Raw genomic sequence first — 18,289 nt, 5'->3', positions numbered from 1 at the left:
CTCGGCTGAGCCCGGCCCGGCCCCGGTCGGTAGGGGCCGGGCCCGGCCCCTACCGACCGTTGATCCCCAAAGTGACGCCCCGTTGCGCGAAGAACCGGGGCAGTGCCTCCCACGGCACTTCGGCGAAGCGCTGCGACACGCCGGGCAGACCGGACGGGTTGTGGATCTGCAGGTGGTCGGGCGAGCAGCCGACGGCAAGGACCAAGTGCCCACCGCGGCCCGGAGGCGTACCGTCCGGCTCGCGGATCGACGGGTGGACGGAGAGCATGACCAGCTTGCCGTCCTCCAGGTGGCCGGAGATCTCCTCCGTCGCCAGCGTCCCGTGGACCTCGGCCTCGATGTTCCACCGTCGCGCGGCGTACTCGGCGAACGGAGCGTAGATGAGGCCGTCCACGCCGTCCTCGCGGCGTACGTACGCACCGGCATCGAGGAACTCCCGAGCCAGCGTCATGAGATTCGGCGGCTTCAGGTCCCAGTACTCCAGGGCCATGCGCAGACAGGCCATACCGCAGATGCGCCAGGACCAGAAGGCGTATTCCTCGGCGCTGTCTGCCCCCGAACCGCGCCACAAAGGATCGTCTTCGGCCTTCGTCCGACCGGAGAGCAGGTCGGGGACGAGCTCTGCGGATTCCCACTGCGAGTAATACGGCACGTCATGCCGGACTGAAATGTCTCCCATATTCCTTCCATGTGCCGGTCACGCGCGTGGAATTCGCATGTCGAGCGGAGTGGTTCAGGACGATAGCATGGCGCCTCGCGCCTCCTGTCGGCGCGGGGTCGATCGAGTCACCATCCCCCGGAACAAGTCGGCGATTTTCGGCCACTCCTGTCGTCCGCCTGGAACTCACGCAAAGGAACCGCCATGAGGGTATACATCAGCGCGGACATGGAGGGCATTACCGGACTCGTGGACGCGGAGGACGTGCAGCCGTCGGGCAGGGATTACGAACGCGGTCGCCTGATGATGACCGAAGACGTCAATGCCGCGATTTCCGGGGCCTTCTCCGGCGGCGCGACGGACGTCCTGGTGAACGACGCACACGGCCCGATGCGCAACCTGCTCCTCGAAGAGCTGCACCCGCGGGCCCGCCTGATCAAGGGGCGCCCCAAACCGATGAGCATGTTGGAAGGCCTGGAGGCCGACTTCGACGTCGTGCTCTGTGTCGGCTTCCACGCGCGGGCCGGGTCGCCGGGGGTCATGAGCCACAGTTTCATGGGTCACGAGATCGAGGACATGTGGCTGGACGGCCACCCGGTCGGCGAGATCGGTCTCCTCCATGCCGCGGCGACGGCCATCGGCGTACCCGTCGCCCTGCTGACGGGCGACGATGCCGCATGCGCGGAGATGACGGAGTGGGACAGCGGCGTGACAACCGTCGCGGTCAAGACGTCCAGGGACCGCTTCGCTGCCGACCTGCGGCCCCCGGCCGAGTCGCGTGCCGCCATCCAGGCCGCCGCGCTCAGTGCCGTCGCCGGCCGGCTCGCCTCCGCGCGTGAGCCGGGCCCCGCGCGGAAGCCCGTGACACTCGCCGTCCGCTGGCAGTCCGCGGCGGTCGCGACCCACTTGCTGGGCATCCCCGGCGTGACGCGGACCGACAGCAGGACCGTCGAGGTGACGGCGCAGATGCCGGCCCTCTACCGACTGCTCGGCATCTTCCTGCGCGTGGCCTCGACCCTGACCAACCAGGCCCCCTACTGCTGAAAGGCCGCCACAATCAACCCTGTTGGTCCGATATGCGAAAGAGGGTGCCATTTCGCTCCACTCTCCGCGAAGAGCCCGCGGGCCAGTCCGTACGAGTCATGGACGAAGCGTGAACTTGCCTCGTAATATGTCTGCTCTTGACGTATTCGGAGAGTCAACCCTGTCGAACCATGTCCACCGGCACGCCGACTGCCCCGCTCCGGCCCACAAGGCAATCATCGGAGTGAGATCAGGAGTCATCGAGCACACGCATTCCGCTACGGCCACTCGATCTCGGCAGGCATCCGGGACATCCCTTCGATGCCGACAGCAGCGCCGCTGTCGCTGATCACCGCGTCAGCAGCGGGTTGCGCGCGTGTGGACGGTCGAAAGCTGCGGGGCATGTGACTCTCCTACCGGATCAGAGGACGTTGCATGGAGATCGAGCAGCCTGCCTTCGGGCGGCGGCTGAGAAGACTTCGTCTGGAAAGCGGACTGACGCAGGGGGATCTGGCCGGTGGGCCGGTCTCCACGAGCTATGTCTCGCGCATCGAAAGCGGCAGTCGCCTGCCGTCCGAGGAGACCCTGTGCCACCTGGCCGGAAAACTCGGACTCGACGTCGCCCAACTCGTATCGAGCGACGGTTCCCAGGACTCGTGGGGCGCGACCATGGCCGAGGTCTCCACGGCTCTGGCGGACAAGGACCTTTCCAGGGTCATCGACCTGCTGGAGTCGCGCTGCGAACTGCCGGCGCGGCTCCCCGAGGACTGGGCCTGGCAGGCCCTGTGGGCCCGCTCTCTTGCCCGTTCCGAAATGGAGGACCCCGTCGGCCAGCGCGAGGATCTGCGCCAGCTGGTGGTTCTCACCAGGAAATGGGAATCCCCCTGTCTGCTGGCCAGGCTGCTCGTCGAGCTTTCCAGGGCGGAACGCAAGCTAGGCGGCATCGCCGAAGCCCGTACTGCCGCACAGGAAGCACTCTCCCTGGTAGACGAGTTCGCCTCCGGCACTCACACCCTCAGGGTGAGCGTCCGCCTGGCACTCATAGCCGCGGAAACCGAGGCCGGTCTGCTGGCGCAGGCCGCCGCACGCATCCCCGACGTCTTGCACATGGCCGCGGACGCACCCTCGGAGGTCACGGTCCAGGCGTACTGGACGTGCTCCGGCGTGAGGATCCGGCAGGGCCTCTTCCCGGAAGGCAGGGAGCTGATCGCACACGCCCTGTCCGCCATGGACAGCCGACGTGATCTGCTCGGTTGGGCACGCTTGAGACTGGCCGCCGTATCCCTCGAACTGCGCTGCCCCGAGCCCTCCTCCCCTGCGATCCACATCTGGCTCCAGGAGGCGGCGGATGCGCTTCGTTATGTGGGAGACCCCATCCATCATGCCGAACTCACGGCGGTGGCCGCCCGCGCGCACCTCATGGAAGGCCGCCCGGCCGACGCCCTGACGCAGGCGGCAGCCGCGGAGGACACGGGCCTGCTCACCTTCCACGACAGATTGCGCACGAGGCTCCTGCGTGCCGAGGCCACCATGAGACTGGGTCGGCACCAAGAGGGAGTTCGCCTGGCGCAGAGCGTCGCCGAGGAATCCGAAGGCGCCGGATACCTGGATTTGGCAGCAGAAGCGTGGAAGGCGGTAGCGGTGTCCAGGGAACTCCCACCAGCCGTGTGAAGCACCCTGCCCCCTCTTCCGTACGCGACCGATCCTCCGGTCACAGCGCTGTCAATCTCGGGTCGCACATCATTCAACATATTGACTGAACTGTGAACTGAGAACAGTGAATCCAGTCAGTGAATCATGGCGGGAATCGTTCTCGGCTACCCCGCGAACGTCGGCCCACCCGGCTTGCACACACCCCTTAATCGCCGACCGATACGTTCGGATCGAAGGGGTGTCGCCACGTCCACCTGCGAAGACCTGATAAGAGTTCCTAGGGGTGGCCGGTTCCGCGCGACTTGCCGCGTGGCGTACCGGGTGGGCCCCCTGTGCTGTTTGCGCGCTATGCCTTGTGTCTCAAACTTGCCAGCTCGGGGGGCTCGTCAGTGCCCGAATTCCTACGTGATCGACCGTGGTCACCGCCTGCTGGACGTGCCGTTCAGCCGGGCCAGGTGCCGAGCGCGCGGGCGAGGCGGTTGCTCTGCTCCCGGGTGATGCCCTGGGCGAGGTGTGTCCCGCACCGCGGACTCATGTACCCGTCGCAGTGCAGGATTCCGCGGAAGGGTTCCTGGCCGGCGGAGAGCGGAGAAGCGGCAGGAAGCGTCCATTCGGCCGGCTCCCACAACGGGTGGTCCGCCAGGAGCGCCTCCGCGAGATCCGGTGCCAGAGTCGCGGGGACACCCGCCTCCGACAATGCTCGGCTGACCGCGGCTGCCGCGTCGCCGGGCAACTCCTCGTCGCCGAGCGCGGGCAGCAGCAGGAGCAGACGCGCGTATTCGGCGTGGATTCCCGGAGCGTTGAGGTCGGGTGTGCGGGTGAGGTGAAGAAGCTCTCTCCATGACAGACCCGGGCCGGCCTGGTGGCCGCTCACGGTGGCCAGGTGGCCGTGCCGTCGCCACTCCGGGTGGGTGACGAAGTACTCCGTTTCCGGATCGTCGGGAAAGTTGCGTCCGATGACCAGCACGGTGTGGCCATCGGCAAACGGGATCCGAAACACAGGCCAGTGATCCTCGTCGCCGAGCGCATCGCAAGCCGCGTCGGCGTCCGCCCCGTCGACGCCGAACCATTCCGGAATGGGGTCGTAATCCTCTGTCTGGCTCAGCCACATCAGGTAGGCCGCCCAGAACCCCGGCAGGGCCAGCAGTTCCTCGCCCGGGCCAAGAGGGGCGTTCTCGAATCCTCGTATCAGCACCGGCCCAGGCTCTCACCCGCCTACGACAGCGTGTACCCGCGGTGAACTCAGTCCGTGAGGAAGGCTCCTTCGCGACATGCGCGGCAGACGAAGACGTAGCCCAGCTGGCCGCCGAGGTTCATCGCGGTCTGCGGGGAGATCCCTTCTTCCAGATGTGCCGCGAACTCCATCGTGTCCGTACAGGAAGGGCATGCGGGCACTCGGTCGTCCTCGAGGTAGGAGGGGCTGCCTCCGAGTGACCCGAGCACCTCGCGCTGCTTCCCGAATCGTTCTCCGGGCTCCCGCTGCCACCCCGAACGTGCGAGGTCGTACGCGTCAGGAGCGACGTCGTCACGGTCGTCGCCCTCTTCGGGGTCGAGCGTCACGACGTGGGTGCGGATGGCGGAGGTGGCGGGCAGCAGCGTCACCCCCGCCTCGGGCACGGCCACCGGCCGCAGTCCCTCCCGGGGAAAGAGGTAGACCCGGTTCGCGCCGGACGTCTCGTCCCAGAATGCGCACGCACCCGGGTCGTTCTGGCACACGAACACCGACAGGACGTCGTCCTCGGCGGAGAGATGGGCGAAGAACTGCAGTGGCCCACCGCAGCTGGAGCCGCACATGGGCCAGGTGAATCCTGCCGGCGCCAGCGGCACGCCCCCGGTACGCGGGACATCGGAGTCGGCCGGTGCCGTGCCGTCGTGGATCATCAGAGTCGTCTGCATGCTGAGAGGCTACGACCGACCCATGACAGGGGTCGGCCCAGGCTCTCACCCGCGGACGTACCAGGCCGCTGCACTCGTGTGATGAATTGGTCCGTTGGGGCAAGATGGATGAAGAGGCGCCGCCTCGCACGGGGGCCCGCGCATCAGGGGGATGCGGGGACAGAGGGATGCGGGGGCAAAGGCGTTTCGACGACTGAGGCCCTGCGTGAGACGGGGCAGGGGGTGTGCGCGGCGAAATGAATCCTGAGCGCCTTGTACTCGTCCGGACCGGCGGCCCGAAGGGGTACGGCTCCGGCTACCTGGTCGGCCCGCAGCTGGTGCTGACGGCGCTGCACGTCGTGCTGTCCGATGGCCGTTGGGCGGAGCACGTGCAGGCACAGGTCGGGCACCCGCATTTCGGGCGGGTCGAGCACCGGCGGGCCCAGGTGTGCTGGCCCGATCCCGAGCAAGGCGTCCCGGCTGCGGACGTCCCGGACATCGCCTTGATCTGGCTCGACGAACCCGTGGCGACCACCGGCGGCCCGGTGATCTGGGGGCTGCCCAGCGGCACCGGCCGGATCCCGTACGACGGTGCCGGATTTCCCGCCTTCGCCGCCGACACAGGGAGCTCCGCCCAGGTCGAGGCTCTGCGTGGAGAGCTGTCCGCGGTCTCCACGTCCTCGGTCGGCTGGGTGCTGGACTGCGGGATCTGGCCGGCAGGGGGCCGTGACGGGGAGCGGCCGTGGGCCGGCGCGTCCGGGGCGGCGATCTTCTGCGACGGCCGGCTCGTGGGGGTGGCGGTCGAGGACAACCGGTCCATGGACTGGCGGCGCCTGTACGCCGCCCCGATCCACACAGCCCTCGACGTGCCTGGATTCGCCGCACTCGTCACCCGCAAGGGACACGCCGGGACAGTCGGACGGGCGGAGACGGTGACCGCCACCGGCGGTGCACCGTCCCCCGGGGGAGCCGAGCCGAGGTGGCCGGTGGTGGTCGGGCAGGTGCCGACGCTCGCCACCGCGCTCCAGCCGCGCAGCGATCTGCGGGAGAAGATCGAGCGGGCCCGAGCGGCCGGCGGGTCGGTGGTGCTGACACAGGTGCTGTCCGGCGGCGGGGGAGTGGGGAAGACGCAGTTGGCCGCCGCCTGTGCCACGGACGCCCTCGCGCAAGGCACGGACCTCGTGGTGTGGGTACCCGCAGAGGAACAGCAGCAGGTGATCACCCAGTACGCCCAGGTCGCCGCCGATCTCCACCTGGCCGGCGCGATCGGCGAGGACCCGGAAGCCGACGCCCGGACGCTGCTCGCGTGGCTGGCCACGACGTCACGACGGTGGATGGTCGTCCTCGACGACGTCACCGACCCCGCCACGCTCGGTGCGTGGTGGCCCGTCAGCCGCACGGGGACCGGCTGGAGCCTGGCCACGACACGCCTCAACGACGCCCGCCTCACGGGCGGCGGACGTACCCGCGTCGACATCGGGATCTACACGACCGACGAGTCCCTCTCCTACCTGAGCGAACGCCTCCATCGGGACGACATGGGGCACCTCCTCGACGACCAGGCCACCGCCCTCGCCGACGCCCTCGGCCACCTTCCGCTCGCGCTCGGCCTCGCCGCGGCGCACATGCTCAACGAAGCACTCACCTGCACCGAATACCTGGACCTCTTCAACAGCCGCGCCACACGCCTGGCTGATGCGCTACCCGAAACGGCCGACGCCGAGGGCTACGGCCGGCACATCACCGTGGCCCTCCTGCTCTCCTTCGACGCGGTCCAGTCGGCCGACACCACCAACCTCGCCGGCCCCGTCCTGTGCCTGGCCGCCCTCCTCGACCCCGCCGGCCACCCCCACTCCCTGTGGTCCAGCCCGCCCCTCCTCGAATACTTCAGCCACTACCCCCCATACGACCGGCAGGTCACCGCAGGCCAGATCCACGGCGTCCTACGACTCCTCCACCGCTACGCCCTGATCACCCACGACCGCCGCACCGAACCGCGCTCCGTGCGCATCCACGCCCTCACCGCCCGCGCCGTACGCGAAGCCATACCCGCGGACGGCCTCGCCCACCTCGCCACCGCCGCCGCGGACGGCCTCCTCCACATCTGGCCTGAAATCGACCAGCAGTACCCCGATCTGTCCGCGACCCTCCGCGCCAACACCGACGCCCTCGCTCTCCACACCGATCACCGGCTTTGGCACCTGCTCCTCCACCGCGCGGGCGACAGCCGCATGGCCGTCGGTGCGCTGAGCAGTGCAGCCGTGTACTGGGAACGGATGGTGGCCACCGAAGAGGAACTCTTCGGCGCAGACCACCCCCAACTCCTCGTCTCCCGTGCCAACCTGGCCATCTGCCACCGGCGGGGAGGCCGGACCGAGGAAGCGATCGAGCTCCTGGAACAGGTCGTGGCCGACTGCGAGCGCCTGCTCGGCGTCGACGACCCCCACACCCTCCTCAACCGCAACAGCCTCGCCAGCTCCTATCTCCAAGCAGCGCGGACCGAGGAAGCCGCCGAACTCCTCGAACGCCTCGTCGCCGACAGCGAACGGCTACTCGGCCCCGACCACCACACCTCCCTCCTTGCCCGCGCCAACCTCGCCAGTGTCTACCAGCAGGAGAACCGAGCGGAGGAGGCCCTGGACTTCCAGGAGCAGGTCGTCTCCGACAGCGAGCGCCTGCTCGGCACCGACCACCCCAACACCCTCACCGCCCGCAACAACCTGGCCCGCCTCTACCAGAGGGCGGGCCGCGCCCAGGAGGCACTGGTCCTGCAGGAGCAAGTGCTGTCCGACAGCGAGCGCCTGCTCGGCACCGACCATCCCGACACCCTCCTCGCCCGCGCCAACCTGGCCGACTCGTACCGCCAAGCAGGCCGGTTCGAGGAGGCCATCGGCCTCCTGGAGCAGGTGGTGCCCGACCGCGAGCGCGTACTCGGCGCCGACCACCTCGACACCGTCATCGCCCGTGGCAGTCTGGCGGGCGCCTATGCGCAAGTAGGCCGAACCGAAGAATCCATCGATCTCCTGGAGTCGGTGATCCCCGACTGCGAACGACTCGTCGGCGTCGACCACCCCGACCTCATCACCGTCCGCTACGACCTGGCCTCCCTCTACCAGCGCGTGGGCCGCACCGACGAAGCACTCGCGCAGCTCTGGAGCGTCGCGTTCGACAGCCAACGCATCCTCGGCCCCGACCACCCCACAACCCTCGATGCCCGCAACGAACTGGGTGACTACTACGAGCAAGCAGGTCTTGTCCCCGACTCCATCGAGGCCCACGAACGGATCGCAGCCGACGTCGAACGGCTACTCGGAGCCGGCCACCCGGACACCTTCGTCATGCGCGCCAACCTGGCCACGTTCTACGAGCAGACCGCCCGCTTCCAGAAGGCCATCGACGAACGCGAGCGCATCGCCGCCGACGCCGAGCGGTACCTCGGCCCCGACCACACCTACGTCCTCGTCGTCCGCGCCAACCTGGCCGACACCTACCACCAGGCAGGCCGGACCGACGAAGCACTCGACCTGATGGAGCGCGTGGCAGCGGACTCCGCCCTCCTGCTCGGCGCCGACCACCCGGACACCCTCGCCGCACTGGAGGACATCGCCCACATGAGGCAGTCGCGCAGGGAGCCCCGATCCGGGACCTGAGGCGGACCGGACCGTGCAGGATGCGCTGCTGAATTGCCTGGGCATCGGCGAGGCGGTGCATTCATGATGTGCACGTGTGACGCCCGACGGAGGCCTTGCCCGCTCTGGAGTTCGACGTATTGGCAGGGCAAGATCGGGCACATGACCACCCCACGTGAGATCGTTCTTCCGCCAAGCATTCGGTTATCAGGAGACGGAATACTGCTGAGGGAGTGGACCGAGGCGGACCTGCCGGCGTTGGTCGAGCTCTACGACGACCCCGAGATGGACCGATGGACTCCGGTGCCCTCTCCGCTCGACTCCACAGTGGCGGGCAAGTACCTGGCCAAGGCCCACGAAGGCCGTGAGGACCGCCGCAAGGCAGCGCAGCTGGCGATCACCACCGACGGCGGGCTGCCGCGTGGCGAGGCCCTCCTCTTTCGCTGCCAGCTCGACGCGCGCGATGCCGAGCTCGCATACGGCGTCGGCAGCCGACATCGACGACAGGGCCTTGCCTCACGGGCCGTCAGGCTGCTGGCCGACTACGCCGGTGGGCAACTGGGCGCAAGGCGCGTGCTGCTGCGCATCGACCCCGGGAACCTCCGAAGCGTGGCCGTCGCCCGCACGACCGGCTTCCGGCTCACCGAAGACGAGCCCCTCACCCGGGAGGCCAAAGGCCGCCAGGTGACGTTGCACACCTGGTGTTTCGAGAGCGGCGAAGCCGTCTCCCCGTCGCCTTGAGGGACAGGGCCGTCCCACCTTCAGGCTCGTCGGCCCTCAGCCGACCTCGGCATGTTGAGCATGCGCAGGGGGCGGGTCCTCGATGCTTCGCCATCGCCATCGCCATCGCCATCGCCATCGCCCTGCGCCAACGGTGCTGCAATCCGCCGCCGTTCAGCCTGGTGCGGGGTGCGTACGGCGGGCATAGGCGCGGGCGGCGCGGGCGCGGTCACCGCAGCGGACGGAGCACCACTGGCGGCGGCCGTGGCGCAGCAGATAGCGGGTGCAGGGAGGGGAGCCGCAGGCGGTGAGGCGTTCGGCGTCGGTGCTCGTCAGCAGGTCGGCCGCATTGGCCGCCAGCGCCGCCAGGGCACGGTCGAGGATCTCGTTGGTGGGGCATGGCGTCGCGCGGTAGGGGCCGTTGTCCTCGTCCCAGTGCAGCAGGGCGGCCGTGGGGGCCTTGCTCAGTGCGTCGTTGACGGCCGAAAGCGCCGCGGGCAGGGCGGGCAGACCGGCTACCCGTGCGGCGAAGAGTGCCCGGATGTGTTCGCGCAATGAGCGCAGCTGCGCCGCGCACATGTCCTGCACGCCGGCGTCGGACGGAGCCAGTCCGTGCTCGGTGAGCCACTGGTCGGTCGTCGCCGGGGTGCCGAGCAGATCGATGTACTGCCCGCCGGGCAGCGCGATGACGCTGTTGACGAAATCGAGGGCGAGGTAGTCCTCGGCTCCAGGCGCGGGGGGCGGTGCGGCGTCGCCTGACTGGCTCTCATCCATGCTTCTCATGCTAAGCCTTGCCCTCATCCGTGAGAAGTCACTACTGTTCATCACGGATAAGCGACTACTCAAACGTGAGGCATCGTGATGACGGCAATCCCAGTCCCGGCCCCAGTCCCGGCCCCTGTCCCTGTCCCCGTCCGTGTCCTTGGCGGTCCGACGGCCCTGTTCGAATACGGCGGCCTGCGCTTCCTGACCGACCCCACGTTCGACGAGCCCGGCGACTACACGGTGCCCGGCGGACGGCTGACCAAGACCGCGCGCTCTTCCGCCATACCCGACCACGTTGACGTGGTCCTGCTCTCCCACGACGAGCACCCGGACAACCTCGACACGGCCGGCCGTGCCTTCCTCGCCGAAGTCCCGCTCACCCTCACCACACCTGGAGGCGCGCAGCGGCTGGGGGACAGCGCCAAGGGACTGGCCGACTGGGACACGATCGAGCTGCAGCGGCCCGGCGGAGGCACGATCACCGTGACAGGAGTGCCGGCCGTCCACGGGCCCGGCGCCCGCGAGGACGTCGAACCCGTCACCGGCCAGGTCGTCGGCTTCGTCCTCACCGGACACGACCTGCCCACGCTCTACGTCAGCGGCGACAACGCTTCACTCGACGCCGTCAAGCAGATCGCCGAACACTTCGGCCCGGTGGACACCGCGATCCTCTTCGCCGGCGCACCCCGCTTCGACGTCCTGTTCAACGGCGCGGTGATCGTCCTGGACAGCGCCCAGGCCGCCGAGGCCGCCGGAATCCTCGGCGCCCGCCACGTCGTCCCCGTCCACTACGAGGGCTGGGCCCACTTCACCGAGGGCCGCGACGCCCTGCGCGCCGCATTCACCGCCGCCGATCTCGCCGACCGCCTCGACCTGAACTGATCGGCCTTGAAAACGGCCAGGTCGTTCCGCCTCCTCGGATGGCGGTCCCGGCCAACCGTGCGACAGCCGAGCGGTTACAGCTGTTCGAAGTGGAAGGAGCGGATGAAGCAATCCCTCGGCTGGCCGATCGCGAACAGCACGCAGTCGACGACGGACTGGGCAGTCAACGGGTCGTCAGCGGACCGCGAGGCGTTGTCCCAGGAGGGGGCGAGCGGGTCACCGTCGTTGAAATCCGGAGGGTAGAGGGAGATGACGCGAATGCCTTCGGGGCGCAGTCGCTGCGAAAGAACGTCGGCGAATCCGGCCTGAGCAGCCTTGGCGGCGTAGAACGCAGGGTGCGCCTCGGACCGGTGATTGCGGGATTCCGCAGCCGAGGAAACCAGGTTGACCACATCCGCGCCGGCGGCCGCACGCAACAGCGGCAGGAAGTGCTTGCTTGCCAGCAGTGTGCCCGTGGCGCCCGAGGCGATGGTGGCGCTGATGGCATCGTCATCGGCGTCCCAGAGCCCTGGGCCGTGGAGATAGTGGGCACCGTTGTTCACCAGTACATCCACCCGGTCGGTATACCCCGCGACTCCTTCGGCAAAGGCCCGGATCGAGGCAGGCTCGGCCAGGTCACAGGCGAACGCGTACGCAGCCGCACCGCTGTCCGCCGCTACCTCCCCGACCACCTTCTCGGCAGCCTCCATGGAGCGCGCCGACACGAACACCCGTGCGCCCAGCCGACCCACCCGCAATGCCAACGCGCGCCCGAGCCCACGCCCGCCCCCGGTGATGACCACCGTGCGCCCGGTGAGATCCATGTACGCCCCTCCTGCCTCGGAAATGATCACCACGAGCCTAACCCGCACGGCCTCGACATCCGTTCGGCCCTGTCACGACGAGACTGTTCCCGTTCGTCCGGGGTATTCGGCGATGCTGATCGACATGCCGTACTCATCGACCTCATGGACACACGCGCTGACCCACTGGGACAGCATCATCATCAACTTTCGCGACTTCGCATTCCCCGAAGGGAAGGGGCACGGGTACCGATGGGTCCACCTGAAGCGGTTCCGCCTGCCCTCCGATGTGCCAGGTGACCGGGACTTGCTGGCTGCCCTGATCGCCCATCCAGAGTTTCGGGATACGTACGACGGAGCCGGTGTCTGGCTCGAACCACGCCATGGACAGTGGTGGTCGGACCGCATCACCCCGGACACCTACCTACCTGTCGGCGACGAGACCGCCACTGACGTCATCCGCTCCTGGGCTGCCGGCGGCGTCGGAGTCCCCGTCGATCTCGCCGAGCGGCTGCAGGAAGCGGTCTACACACCGATCCACCACGCCACGAGCCGGTACGCGCTGGGGGACCTCCCCGACGATGCGCTCCACGACTACGGCCCTATCCATATCGAGTTTCACGAGCTCGTCCTCGTCGACCGCAGGAAGGGCGCCCTCACCCTTCTGGTCGCCGCCGACGACTGAGAGCGGCGGCGATCGGTGCCAGAGCGGCCTGCGGCTGCGCCCTGACCGTGTGCCGTTCCGGTCCTGTGCCCTGCTGTGAGGAGGCACGGGACGGGGGCACGCCGTGACGCGCGTCGGGCGGTGTTCCGCGTGACGAGACCTGCGAGCGCGTCCTGCATCTACTTCGAGCCGGGCTCACCGAAGGGGTAATGGCCGACCCGGTCGAGCGTGACCGCGTCGGCGACAACCTTGGTGATGCGGGAGCGGGAGACGACGGGCAGGCTGGGCTGGTGCCCGGTCCAGGGGTTCCTTGGCCTCCCACCCCCGAACGACGGACCCGCCCAGATACGGACCTCTGCGGCCCCACCCCCGAGTTCGGTGCCCAAGAAGCCCCGTCGGCCTCTACCCGGCCCTCCTGGGCCTATTGCTCCCTCAGGCCAACGCCGCCACAGAATCCCTGGCCGTCGCCCAATGCCGAGACCTCGTGACCTGCCGGGGCACCCACCCGCACCGGCCTCGTGGGCCGCGTCCGCGACTGCCTCGGCGCCCGCCTACCTCGCCGGCCCATTGCGGTGGTTGACGTGTCGATGCGGCGCGGAGAGCGCCTGGATGCCTAGGCCGTCTCTTCCGGATCATGGATCGTTGACCTGGTTATGTCGTTGACTGACGTTCAGTGGGCCCGGATCGAGCCGCTGCTACCGGACTGGACTCCGAAGCGAGGCGGGCAGTGGCGCGATCACCGACAGGTGATCAATGCCATCGTCTTGAAGTATCGGACGGGCTCGCCCTGGAAGAACCATCCTTCTTCTCCGACGTCCGCGTCCACGACGGAAGCGCCGCTCGCGCCTCTGCGAGCGAGATCGGCGCCCGCGCCTACACCTCGGGCAACAACGTCGTCCTCGGCGAGGGCGGCGGCGACAAGCACACCCTGGCCCACGAGCTCACCCACGTCATCCAGCAACGCCAGGGCCCCGTCTCCGGCAGCGACAACGGTTCGGGCCTGTCCATCAGCGACCCCACAGACCGTTTCGAACGGGAGGCGGACGCGAACGCGAGCAAGGCAATGACCCGCGACCCCGAGCCGCGGACCGTTGCGGTCCCCGAGCCCGCCTCCACCGGCCAGGCACGATCCGCCCCCGCCCACCCGGCGGTCCAACGCATGATGGGGCCAACCCGGCTGACCCCGCAGCAGATGGCCCAGCTGCAACAGGAGCGGCGCGATCAGATGCAGCAACAGCTGCAATACCTCAACCAGCAGACCATCGCCGCTGGAAACCCGAACTTCAACTACGGGCAGGGTTACACCAGGCCGAACATCCCGGACGCTGCCACACTGCAGATCTTCCCGTACCAGACCGGAGTCCTCGCCTCACCCGGAGCACAGCTCCGCGCGGAGGAGATCCAGGCGCAGGGCGGAACGTTCAACCCCTACGACCAGTGGGGACACAACAACTTCACCGGTCCCAACGGTGGCGTGGGAGCGACCCCGGCCGGCGTCTCCATGTCCCGGAACCATCGGCTGTCCGATCACTACATCGCGAAGATCCTCGAAGGTGCCGCCCAGAACTACGACCACACGGACCAGGATCACCAGCGGGCCATGCTGAACTTCTTCCGAGCCTGCGTTCCGGGCAGCGACGTACCGGCCGCCATCAACCAGTTCGTGACCCTGAGGAATCAGCTGGCCAATCAGACGCAGGCCGTGTTCCGCCAGTTGGTCTCCACGGTGTCGAACAGTCCGAAAAACCTCTGCTTCGGTGTCTCCTCGACGAACAGCGGCATCGGAAAGGCCATGGACGCGGGCTACTACAAGAATGACGGCGGCCTGACGCCCTTCTCCGATGAGATCCACGGGGAGGTCTACGGCCTGGCCGACGCGCGCCTTATCCCACTCGCGCTCGCCCAAGCCGGCCTGGAAGTGCGTCTTGGCAAGGAGACGTCGTCCGGTCTTCTCTGAGGACGTGAGTCGCGCCGGTTCGGATTCAGGCCCCGGATCGGCGACCGGACAGAACACGAGGGTTCCGGTGCCCCTCGTCGATCCGCAGCGGGCGGTCGAGCGGCCCGGCCGCCCACCGGCGCCACCTCGGCTGTCGCGCTCGGCCTCGTCCGTAAGATCACTCCATGCCTGCTGACGAACGCGTAACTCGGTCCATGCGTCGTGTCCAGCCGATATCAGATCCTCGGCCGATGCCGGAATCGTGGGAGGCCGGGTGAATCCGTGGACAGTGACCTGCGGCGTGCGGTCGTCGTGACGCTTGGCGAACTCGGGCGCAGCGATGACTGGCGTGTCGCGGGATGCACCTGTTGATCGTCAGGCCGTACTGCAGCGGAGCTGCAAGATCAGCATCGCTGACGACTTGAGAAGCTGAGTTCACGTGCGCCGTGCCTGACGGCGCCAGGGGGAGAAACCGATGTCTCGTTGGATCGTGCTGGCCATACCTGTCGACGGCATCTCGGACGGGCGAAGTCGGAATGCCCGGACAGTAGCTGAACTCGATGGCAGCGAGGAGGAGGCGGAGGCTGCTCTGCTGCAGGCGGCGTCAACGTTTGAGTATGACCTTTGGAAGGTCCGCCGGCGTGAGATCTTCAAGTGTTCCAGCCGCTCGTACTTCGTCCGCATCGAGGGGCTTCTGAACGCGTACGGGTTCCTCCTTCAGCTTGGTGAGCGTGTCCAGGACTCTGGTGTGCAGGCCGGCGACGATGAGTGAACGGCCCGTTCCGGCCAAACCGGCGGGTGAGCCCGAGTGACGAACTACGGCGGTAGGCGTGATGCCGTCGGCCTGCCGTAGGAGCCGTAAGCCCGCGAGGGGAGGGCAATGACGGTGGCGTCGTGAAAAGTCCCGCCTGCCGCTCCCAGCTCCTACAGGGATCGGCCCGGTCCGAAGCGCCGACAGCGAATGGTCGTCGACTCGGCAGCAGATAGCGGTCCGAGGGATCCGAACGGACCGCTCCTGGCCTGATGACGACGGGCAGGTCACGGGCCTAAGGTATGCCGGTGATCTTCAAGAGGAAGCGGAAGGCAGGGGACCTCACCTCCAGCGTGTCCGAGCTGGAGGAGGCGGTCGCCGCACGTGACGGCGACCGGACTGAGCGTGCCTTCACCGCCGTGATGAACGGTGTGCAGTCGGCGTCGGACCCGGAACGCGATCTGGCGGGGCCGCGGTTGGCAGCGCTGCTCCCTGCCTTCCCGCCCACTGGGCCCCGGCCGATGCTGGCGATGGCGGCCGGTTACTGCGTCGAGCGGGGGGCCGATCCGGTGTCCTGCGCCGAACCGATCCTCGACAGTGTCCACCAGGACCTGCTCGATGCTCTGGAGTTCGCCCGTCGCTGGACCGGCACCGCCGCGTCCGCAGCCACGAACGAACTGCCGGAGCCGGACGAGAAGATCATCGACGACGCCCTGCTGGCGCGCCTTGGCGACGACGCGTACGAGGCCACGCGGCTGGCGCTGGCCTGGTGCTCGGTCGAGGAGTGGCAGCCGCCCGCGCTGGCAGTGTTGTGCCGCAGCGCCGAGGTACGCCGCCGACACGCATCCGCGATCCTCCCCGCTTGCCGCGAGCTGGCAGCCCTGGAGCGGCACGACCTCAAATGCCTGGCGTATGCGCTGGCGGTTCTCGACGGTGAGTCCCTCGTGGTGCTGCACAGGCCCACCGGCACCGGATTCGAGGTGCGCATCGGCGGCATCGGCGACAACTTCCAGCTGCACACGCTGCTTGCCCACGTCCTCATAGGTGGCGGTCACATCCCCGGCGCCAAGCCGTCAGCGGAGAGCGTCCGCCTGGCCACGGACCCCGAGCCCGCCCGGGGACGAACCCAGGCCGTCGCGACAGGGGCCTTCGAACTTCTGGCCCCGAACGGCGAGCGGATCTGGAACGAGGGTCTGCCCGACGACATTCCCTTGGTCGAGGGCCGCCGCCTGCTCGTGCTCGACGACCCGACATACCAGCGCAGCTGGAACGCCGACCGGTTCTTCCCGCACCTCCCGGGTACAGCGGAGCTGGTCCGCGTCCTCACCGCGGGCGAGGTGCGGACCTGGTTCGCCCGCACGAAACCCGGCAGCACGGCCCACCAGCCTTCCTGATTCGGCGGCCCGGGCCGACACCACTCTCCGGGGCGGCCGGCTGAGGGCGGAGGGCAGGACAGGGCAGGACAGGGCAGGACATAGATCTGGTTTCCCTACCGGATGTGAAATGTTCTGGCTGCCCGGCTGCCCGGCTGCCCGGCTGCCCGGCCGTCGCCGTATCCCTGAACTACGTGAACCACCCGAATGAACAGAACTACGAAGGTGCAGTCGGTGATCAAGTACTGGTCAGCGGTCGTCTGCCGCGTCGCGCCCGCTGCCGGACTGGTCGCCGTGGTGGTCGGCGGCGCAATGTGCGCGGTGCTGCTCTTGGGCGACGGGGCGCCCTGGACGTCCGCGCTGGCGCAGAGCGCGCTCGCCGGGCTGACCTGCGCTGTCCTCTTCACGCTGGCCGTGACCACCGCGGACACGGTTACCGCTGTTCGCACGGCCGTCCGCTACGGGCTGCTCCTGGAGCCGGCGGCGGCGCGACTGCCCAGCCTCCGCCAGGTAACCGCCGACACGCCGGGTGCCACCGCGTTCCAGCTGGCGGACAGCGTCCTGCATGCCATAAAGAAGGCGCAGGCTCCGATGGTCTCCGAAGTGCTGGAGCTGAGCCACGGACGGGTTTCCCTGATGTGCACATCGCCATACGGGCCTGAGATCCACGTGTCCATAAACATCACGGTCGCTGACGGCAGGGCCCTCGCCGCCCTCACATGCCGACCCGTGACCAGCTGGAAACGCCTTGATGGTGCAGCGAGTTGGACGACCGCGGGCATCCTGGAGCCCCATGTGCGGGCGGCCTTGAAGGACCATTGAAACCGGCAGCAAGAGAAGCCGTGTGTGGGCGTGATATTTGACGACAGAACCTATGACTCTGCCGAGGCGAGTACGGCGAGTGGATCGCGCAGGAGAGGCTTCGGGGCCGATGCCGAGGCTGTCTGCCGTCGGGGGATGATGACGTGATGTCAGACGAAAGAGTGGAAATGATCATGGGATTCCCTGACCGTCAGGGTCGGCGTGTGGTGCTTGAGGACATATCCGACGAGAACTGGAGGAGCGTTGCGGATGTGGCCCCCGCCGACGATCAGCGCCGCTTCGTGGCCGCTCTCGGCGCGCGCTACCTGTTGCTCTCCCTGCGCGACGGACTCTGGAATTCTCTTGCCGTGCGGGCCGGCGATGAGGTCGTCGGTCATGTCATGTGGGCCCATGACGACGAGGACGGCACCCACTGGATCGGCGGCATGATCGTCAATGCCGAGGAGCAGGGCCAAGGCGTCGGTCGTGCGGCGGTGCGAGCCCTGTTGCGACGCCTCGCGGCCCTTCCGGACTGCCGTGAGATCCGCCTTTCCTACCACCCGGACAACGCACCCGCGGCCGTCCTCTACAAGTCGCTGGGCTTCGAGCCCACCGGCGATTTCGAGGATGAGGAGATCGTGGCCGCCCTGAGTGTCACTGCAGCCGGCGTGGTCTGACCCTCTCGGCAAGCAACGCGGCCTGCCGGAGGCCGACCATGAGGGCGCGGGTAGTGGCGTGGTCGGCCCGTCGAAGCCCCGCGGTCGGCGCGAACTGGGT

The 18,289-nt window shown here is 68.4% G+C and carries 16 protein-coding genes and 1 pseudogene; 12 read left to right on the top strand and 5 right to left on the bottom strand.

The genetic code is table 11. From position 1 onward, the window contains the following. Window positions 1-49: 49 nt before the first annotated feature. Window positions 50-679, bottom strand: a complete 630-nt coding sequence (locus ACFCY7_RS12870) for a C39 family peptidase (RefSeq protein ID WP_376483922.1) — start codon at window positions 677-679, stop codon at window positions 50-52. Between the two features lie 183 nt (window positions 680-862). Between ACFCY7_RS12870 and ACFCY7_RS12865 the strand changes: the two genes are divergently transcribed. Together ACFCY7_RS12865 and ACFCY7_RS12860 are read left to right on the top strand one after the other, a co-directional pair. Continuing rightward, the gene (locus ACFCY7_RS12865) at window positions 863-1,702 is read left to right on the top strand and encodes a M55 family metallopeptidase (protein ID WP_376483920.1); all 840 of its coding nucleotides are present in this window, start codon (window positions 863-865) and stop codon (window positions 1,700-1,702) included. A gap of 414 nt (window positions 1,703-2,116) precedes the next feature. Next, the gene (locus tag ACFCY7_RS12860) at window positions 2,117-3,352 is read left to right on the top strand and encodes a helix-turn-helix domain-containing protein (RefSeq protein ID WP_376483919.1); all 1,236 of its coding nucleotides are present in this window, start codon (window positions 2,117-2,119) and stop codon (window positions 3,350-3,352) included. A 424-nt stretch (window positions 3,353-3,776) separates the two neighbouring features. On the opposite strand, the gene ACFCY7_RS12855 is transcribed toward ACFCY7_RS12860, so the two are convergent. Next, a complete protein-coding gene (locus ACFCY7_RS12855; protein WP_376483917.1) occupies window positions 3,777-4,529 on the bottom strand; it encodes a hypothetical protein in 753 nt (250 codons plus the stop codon). A 47-nt stretch (window positions 4,530-4,576) separates the two neighbouring features. After that, window positions 4,577-5,230: a hypothetical protein gene (locus tag ACFCY7_RS12850; protein ID WP_376483916.1), complete on the bottom strand. Its 654-nt coding sequence runs from the start codon at window positions 5,228-5,230 to the stop codon at window positions 4,577-4,579. A gap of 236 nt (window positions 5,231-5,466) precedes the next feature. On the opposite strand from ACFCY7_RS12850, the gene ACFCY7_RS12845 reads away from it, so the two are divergent. Both ACFCY7_RS12845 and ACFCY7_RS12840 read left to right on the top strand, forming a co-directional pair. Further along, the gene (locus tag ACFCY7_RS12845; RefSeq protein WP_376483914.1) at window positions 5,467-8,859 is read left to right on the top strand and encodes a tetratricopeptide repeat protein; all 3,393 of its coding nucleotides are present in this window, start codon (window positions 5,467-5,469) and stop codon (window positions 8,857-8,859) included. A gap of 141 nt (window positions 8,860-9,000) precedes the next feature. Then, a complete protein-coding gene (locus ACFCY7_RS12840) occupies window positions 9,001-9,579 on the top strand; it encodes a GNAT family N-acetyltransferase (protein ID WP_376483912.1) in 579 nt (192 codons plus the stop codon). A 153-nt stretch (window positions 9,580-9,732) separates the two neighbouring features. Here the strand turns inward: ACFCY7_RS12840 and ACFCY7_RS12835 are convergent, their stop codons facing one another. Further along, window positions 9,733-10,332, bottom strand: a complete 600-nt coding sequence (locus ACFCY7_RS12835; protein ID WP_376483910.1) for a CGNR zinc finger domain-containing protein — start codon at window positions 10,330-10,332, stop codon at window positions 9,733-9,735. An 87-nt stretch (window positions 10,333-10,419) separates the two neighbouring features. Here ACFCY7_RS12835 and ACFCY7_RS12830 point away from each other — a divergent pair, with 87 nt between their 5' ends. After that, window positions 10,420-11,205, top strand: coding sequence for an MBL fold metallo-hydrolase (locus ACFCY7_RS12830; RefSeq protein ID WP_376483908.1), 786 nt, complete (start codon window positions 10,420-10,422; stop codon window positions 11,203-11,205). Between the two features lie 74 nt (window positions 11,206-11,279). Here the strand turns inward: ACFCY7_RS12830 and ACFCY7_RS12825 are convergent, their stop codons facing one another. Further along, window positions 11,280-12,008, bottom strand: coding sequence for an SDR family oxidoreductase (locus tag ACFCY7_RS12825; RefSeq protein WP_376483906.1), 729 nt, complete (start codon window positions 12,006-12,008; stop codon window positions 11,280-11,282). A 112-nt stretch (window positions 12,009-12,120) separates the two neighbouring features. Between ACFCY7_RS12825 and ACFCY7_RS12820 the strand changes: the two genes are divergently transcribed. The 7 genes and pseudogenes from ACFCY7_RS12820 (at window position 12,121) to ACFCY7_RS12790 (ending at window position 18,189) form a co-directional block, all read left to right on the top strand. Then, window positions 12,121-12,672, top strand: coding sequence for a hypothetical protein (locus ACFCY7_RS12820; protein ID WP_376483905.1), 552 nt, complete (start codon window positions 12,121-12,123; stop codon window positions 12,670-12,672). A 632-nt stretch (window positions 12,673-13,304) separates the two neighbouring features. Continuing rightward, window positions 13,305-13,421: pseudogene (locus ACFCY7_RS12815) on the top strand (transposase); the annotation flags it as partial. A gap of 17 nt (window positions 13,422-13,438) precedes the next feature. Then, on the top strand, window positions 13,439-14,608 hold the full coding sequence (locus ACFCY7_RS12810; RefSeq protein WP_376483930.1) for a DUF4157 domain-containing protein: 1,170 nt from the start codon (window positions 13,439-13,441) through the stop codon (window positions 14,606-14,608). 469 nt (window positions 14,609-15,077) lie between these two features. After that, the gene (locus ACFCY7_RS12805) at window positions 15,078-15,359 is read left to right on the top strand and encodes a hypothetical protein (RefSeq protein ID WP_376483903.1); all 282 of its coding nucleotides are present in this window, start codon (window positions 15,078-15,080) and stop codon (window positions 15,357-15,359) included. Between the two features lie 332 nt (window positions 15,360-15,691). Next, window positions 15,692-16,732, top strand: coding sequence for a hypothetical protein (locus ACFCY7_RS12800; protein WP_376483901.1), 1,041 nt, complete (start codon window positions 15,692-15,694; stop codon window positions 16,730-16,732). A 213-nt stretch (window positions 16,733-16,945) separates the two neighbouring features. Further along, window positions 16,946-17,533, top strand: coding sequence for a hypothetical protein (locus ACFCY7_RS12795; RefSeq protein WP_376483900.1), 588 nt, complete (start codon window positions 16,946-16,948; stop codon window positions 17,531-17,533). Window positions 17,534-17,679: 146 nt separating this feature from the next. Continuing rightward, the gene (locus ACFCY7_RS12790) at window positions 17,680-18,189 is read left to right on the top strand and encodes a GNAT family N-acetyltransferase (RefSeq protein ID WP_376483898.1); all 510 of its coding nucleotides are present in this window, start codon (window positions 17,680-17,682) and stop codon (window positions 18,187-18,189) included. The last annotated feature ends 100 nt before the right edge of the window (window positions 18,190-18,289 follow it).

It is taken from the genome of Streptomyces sp. NPDC056361 (assembly GCF_042262805.1).
Classification (GTDB): Bacteria; Actinomycetota; Actinomycetes; order Streptomycetales; family Streptomycetaceae; genus Streptomyces.
Note: the sequence above shows the minus strand (reverse complement) of the source record. Positions and strands in the feature narration are given on the sequence as shown.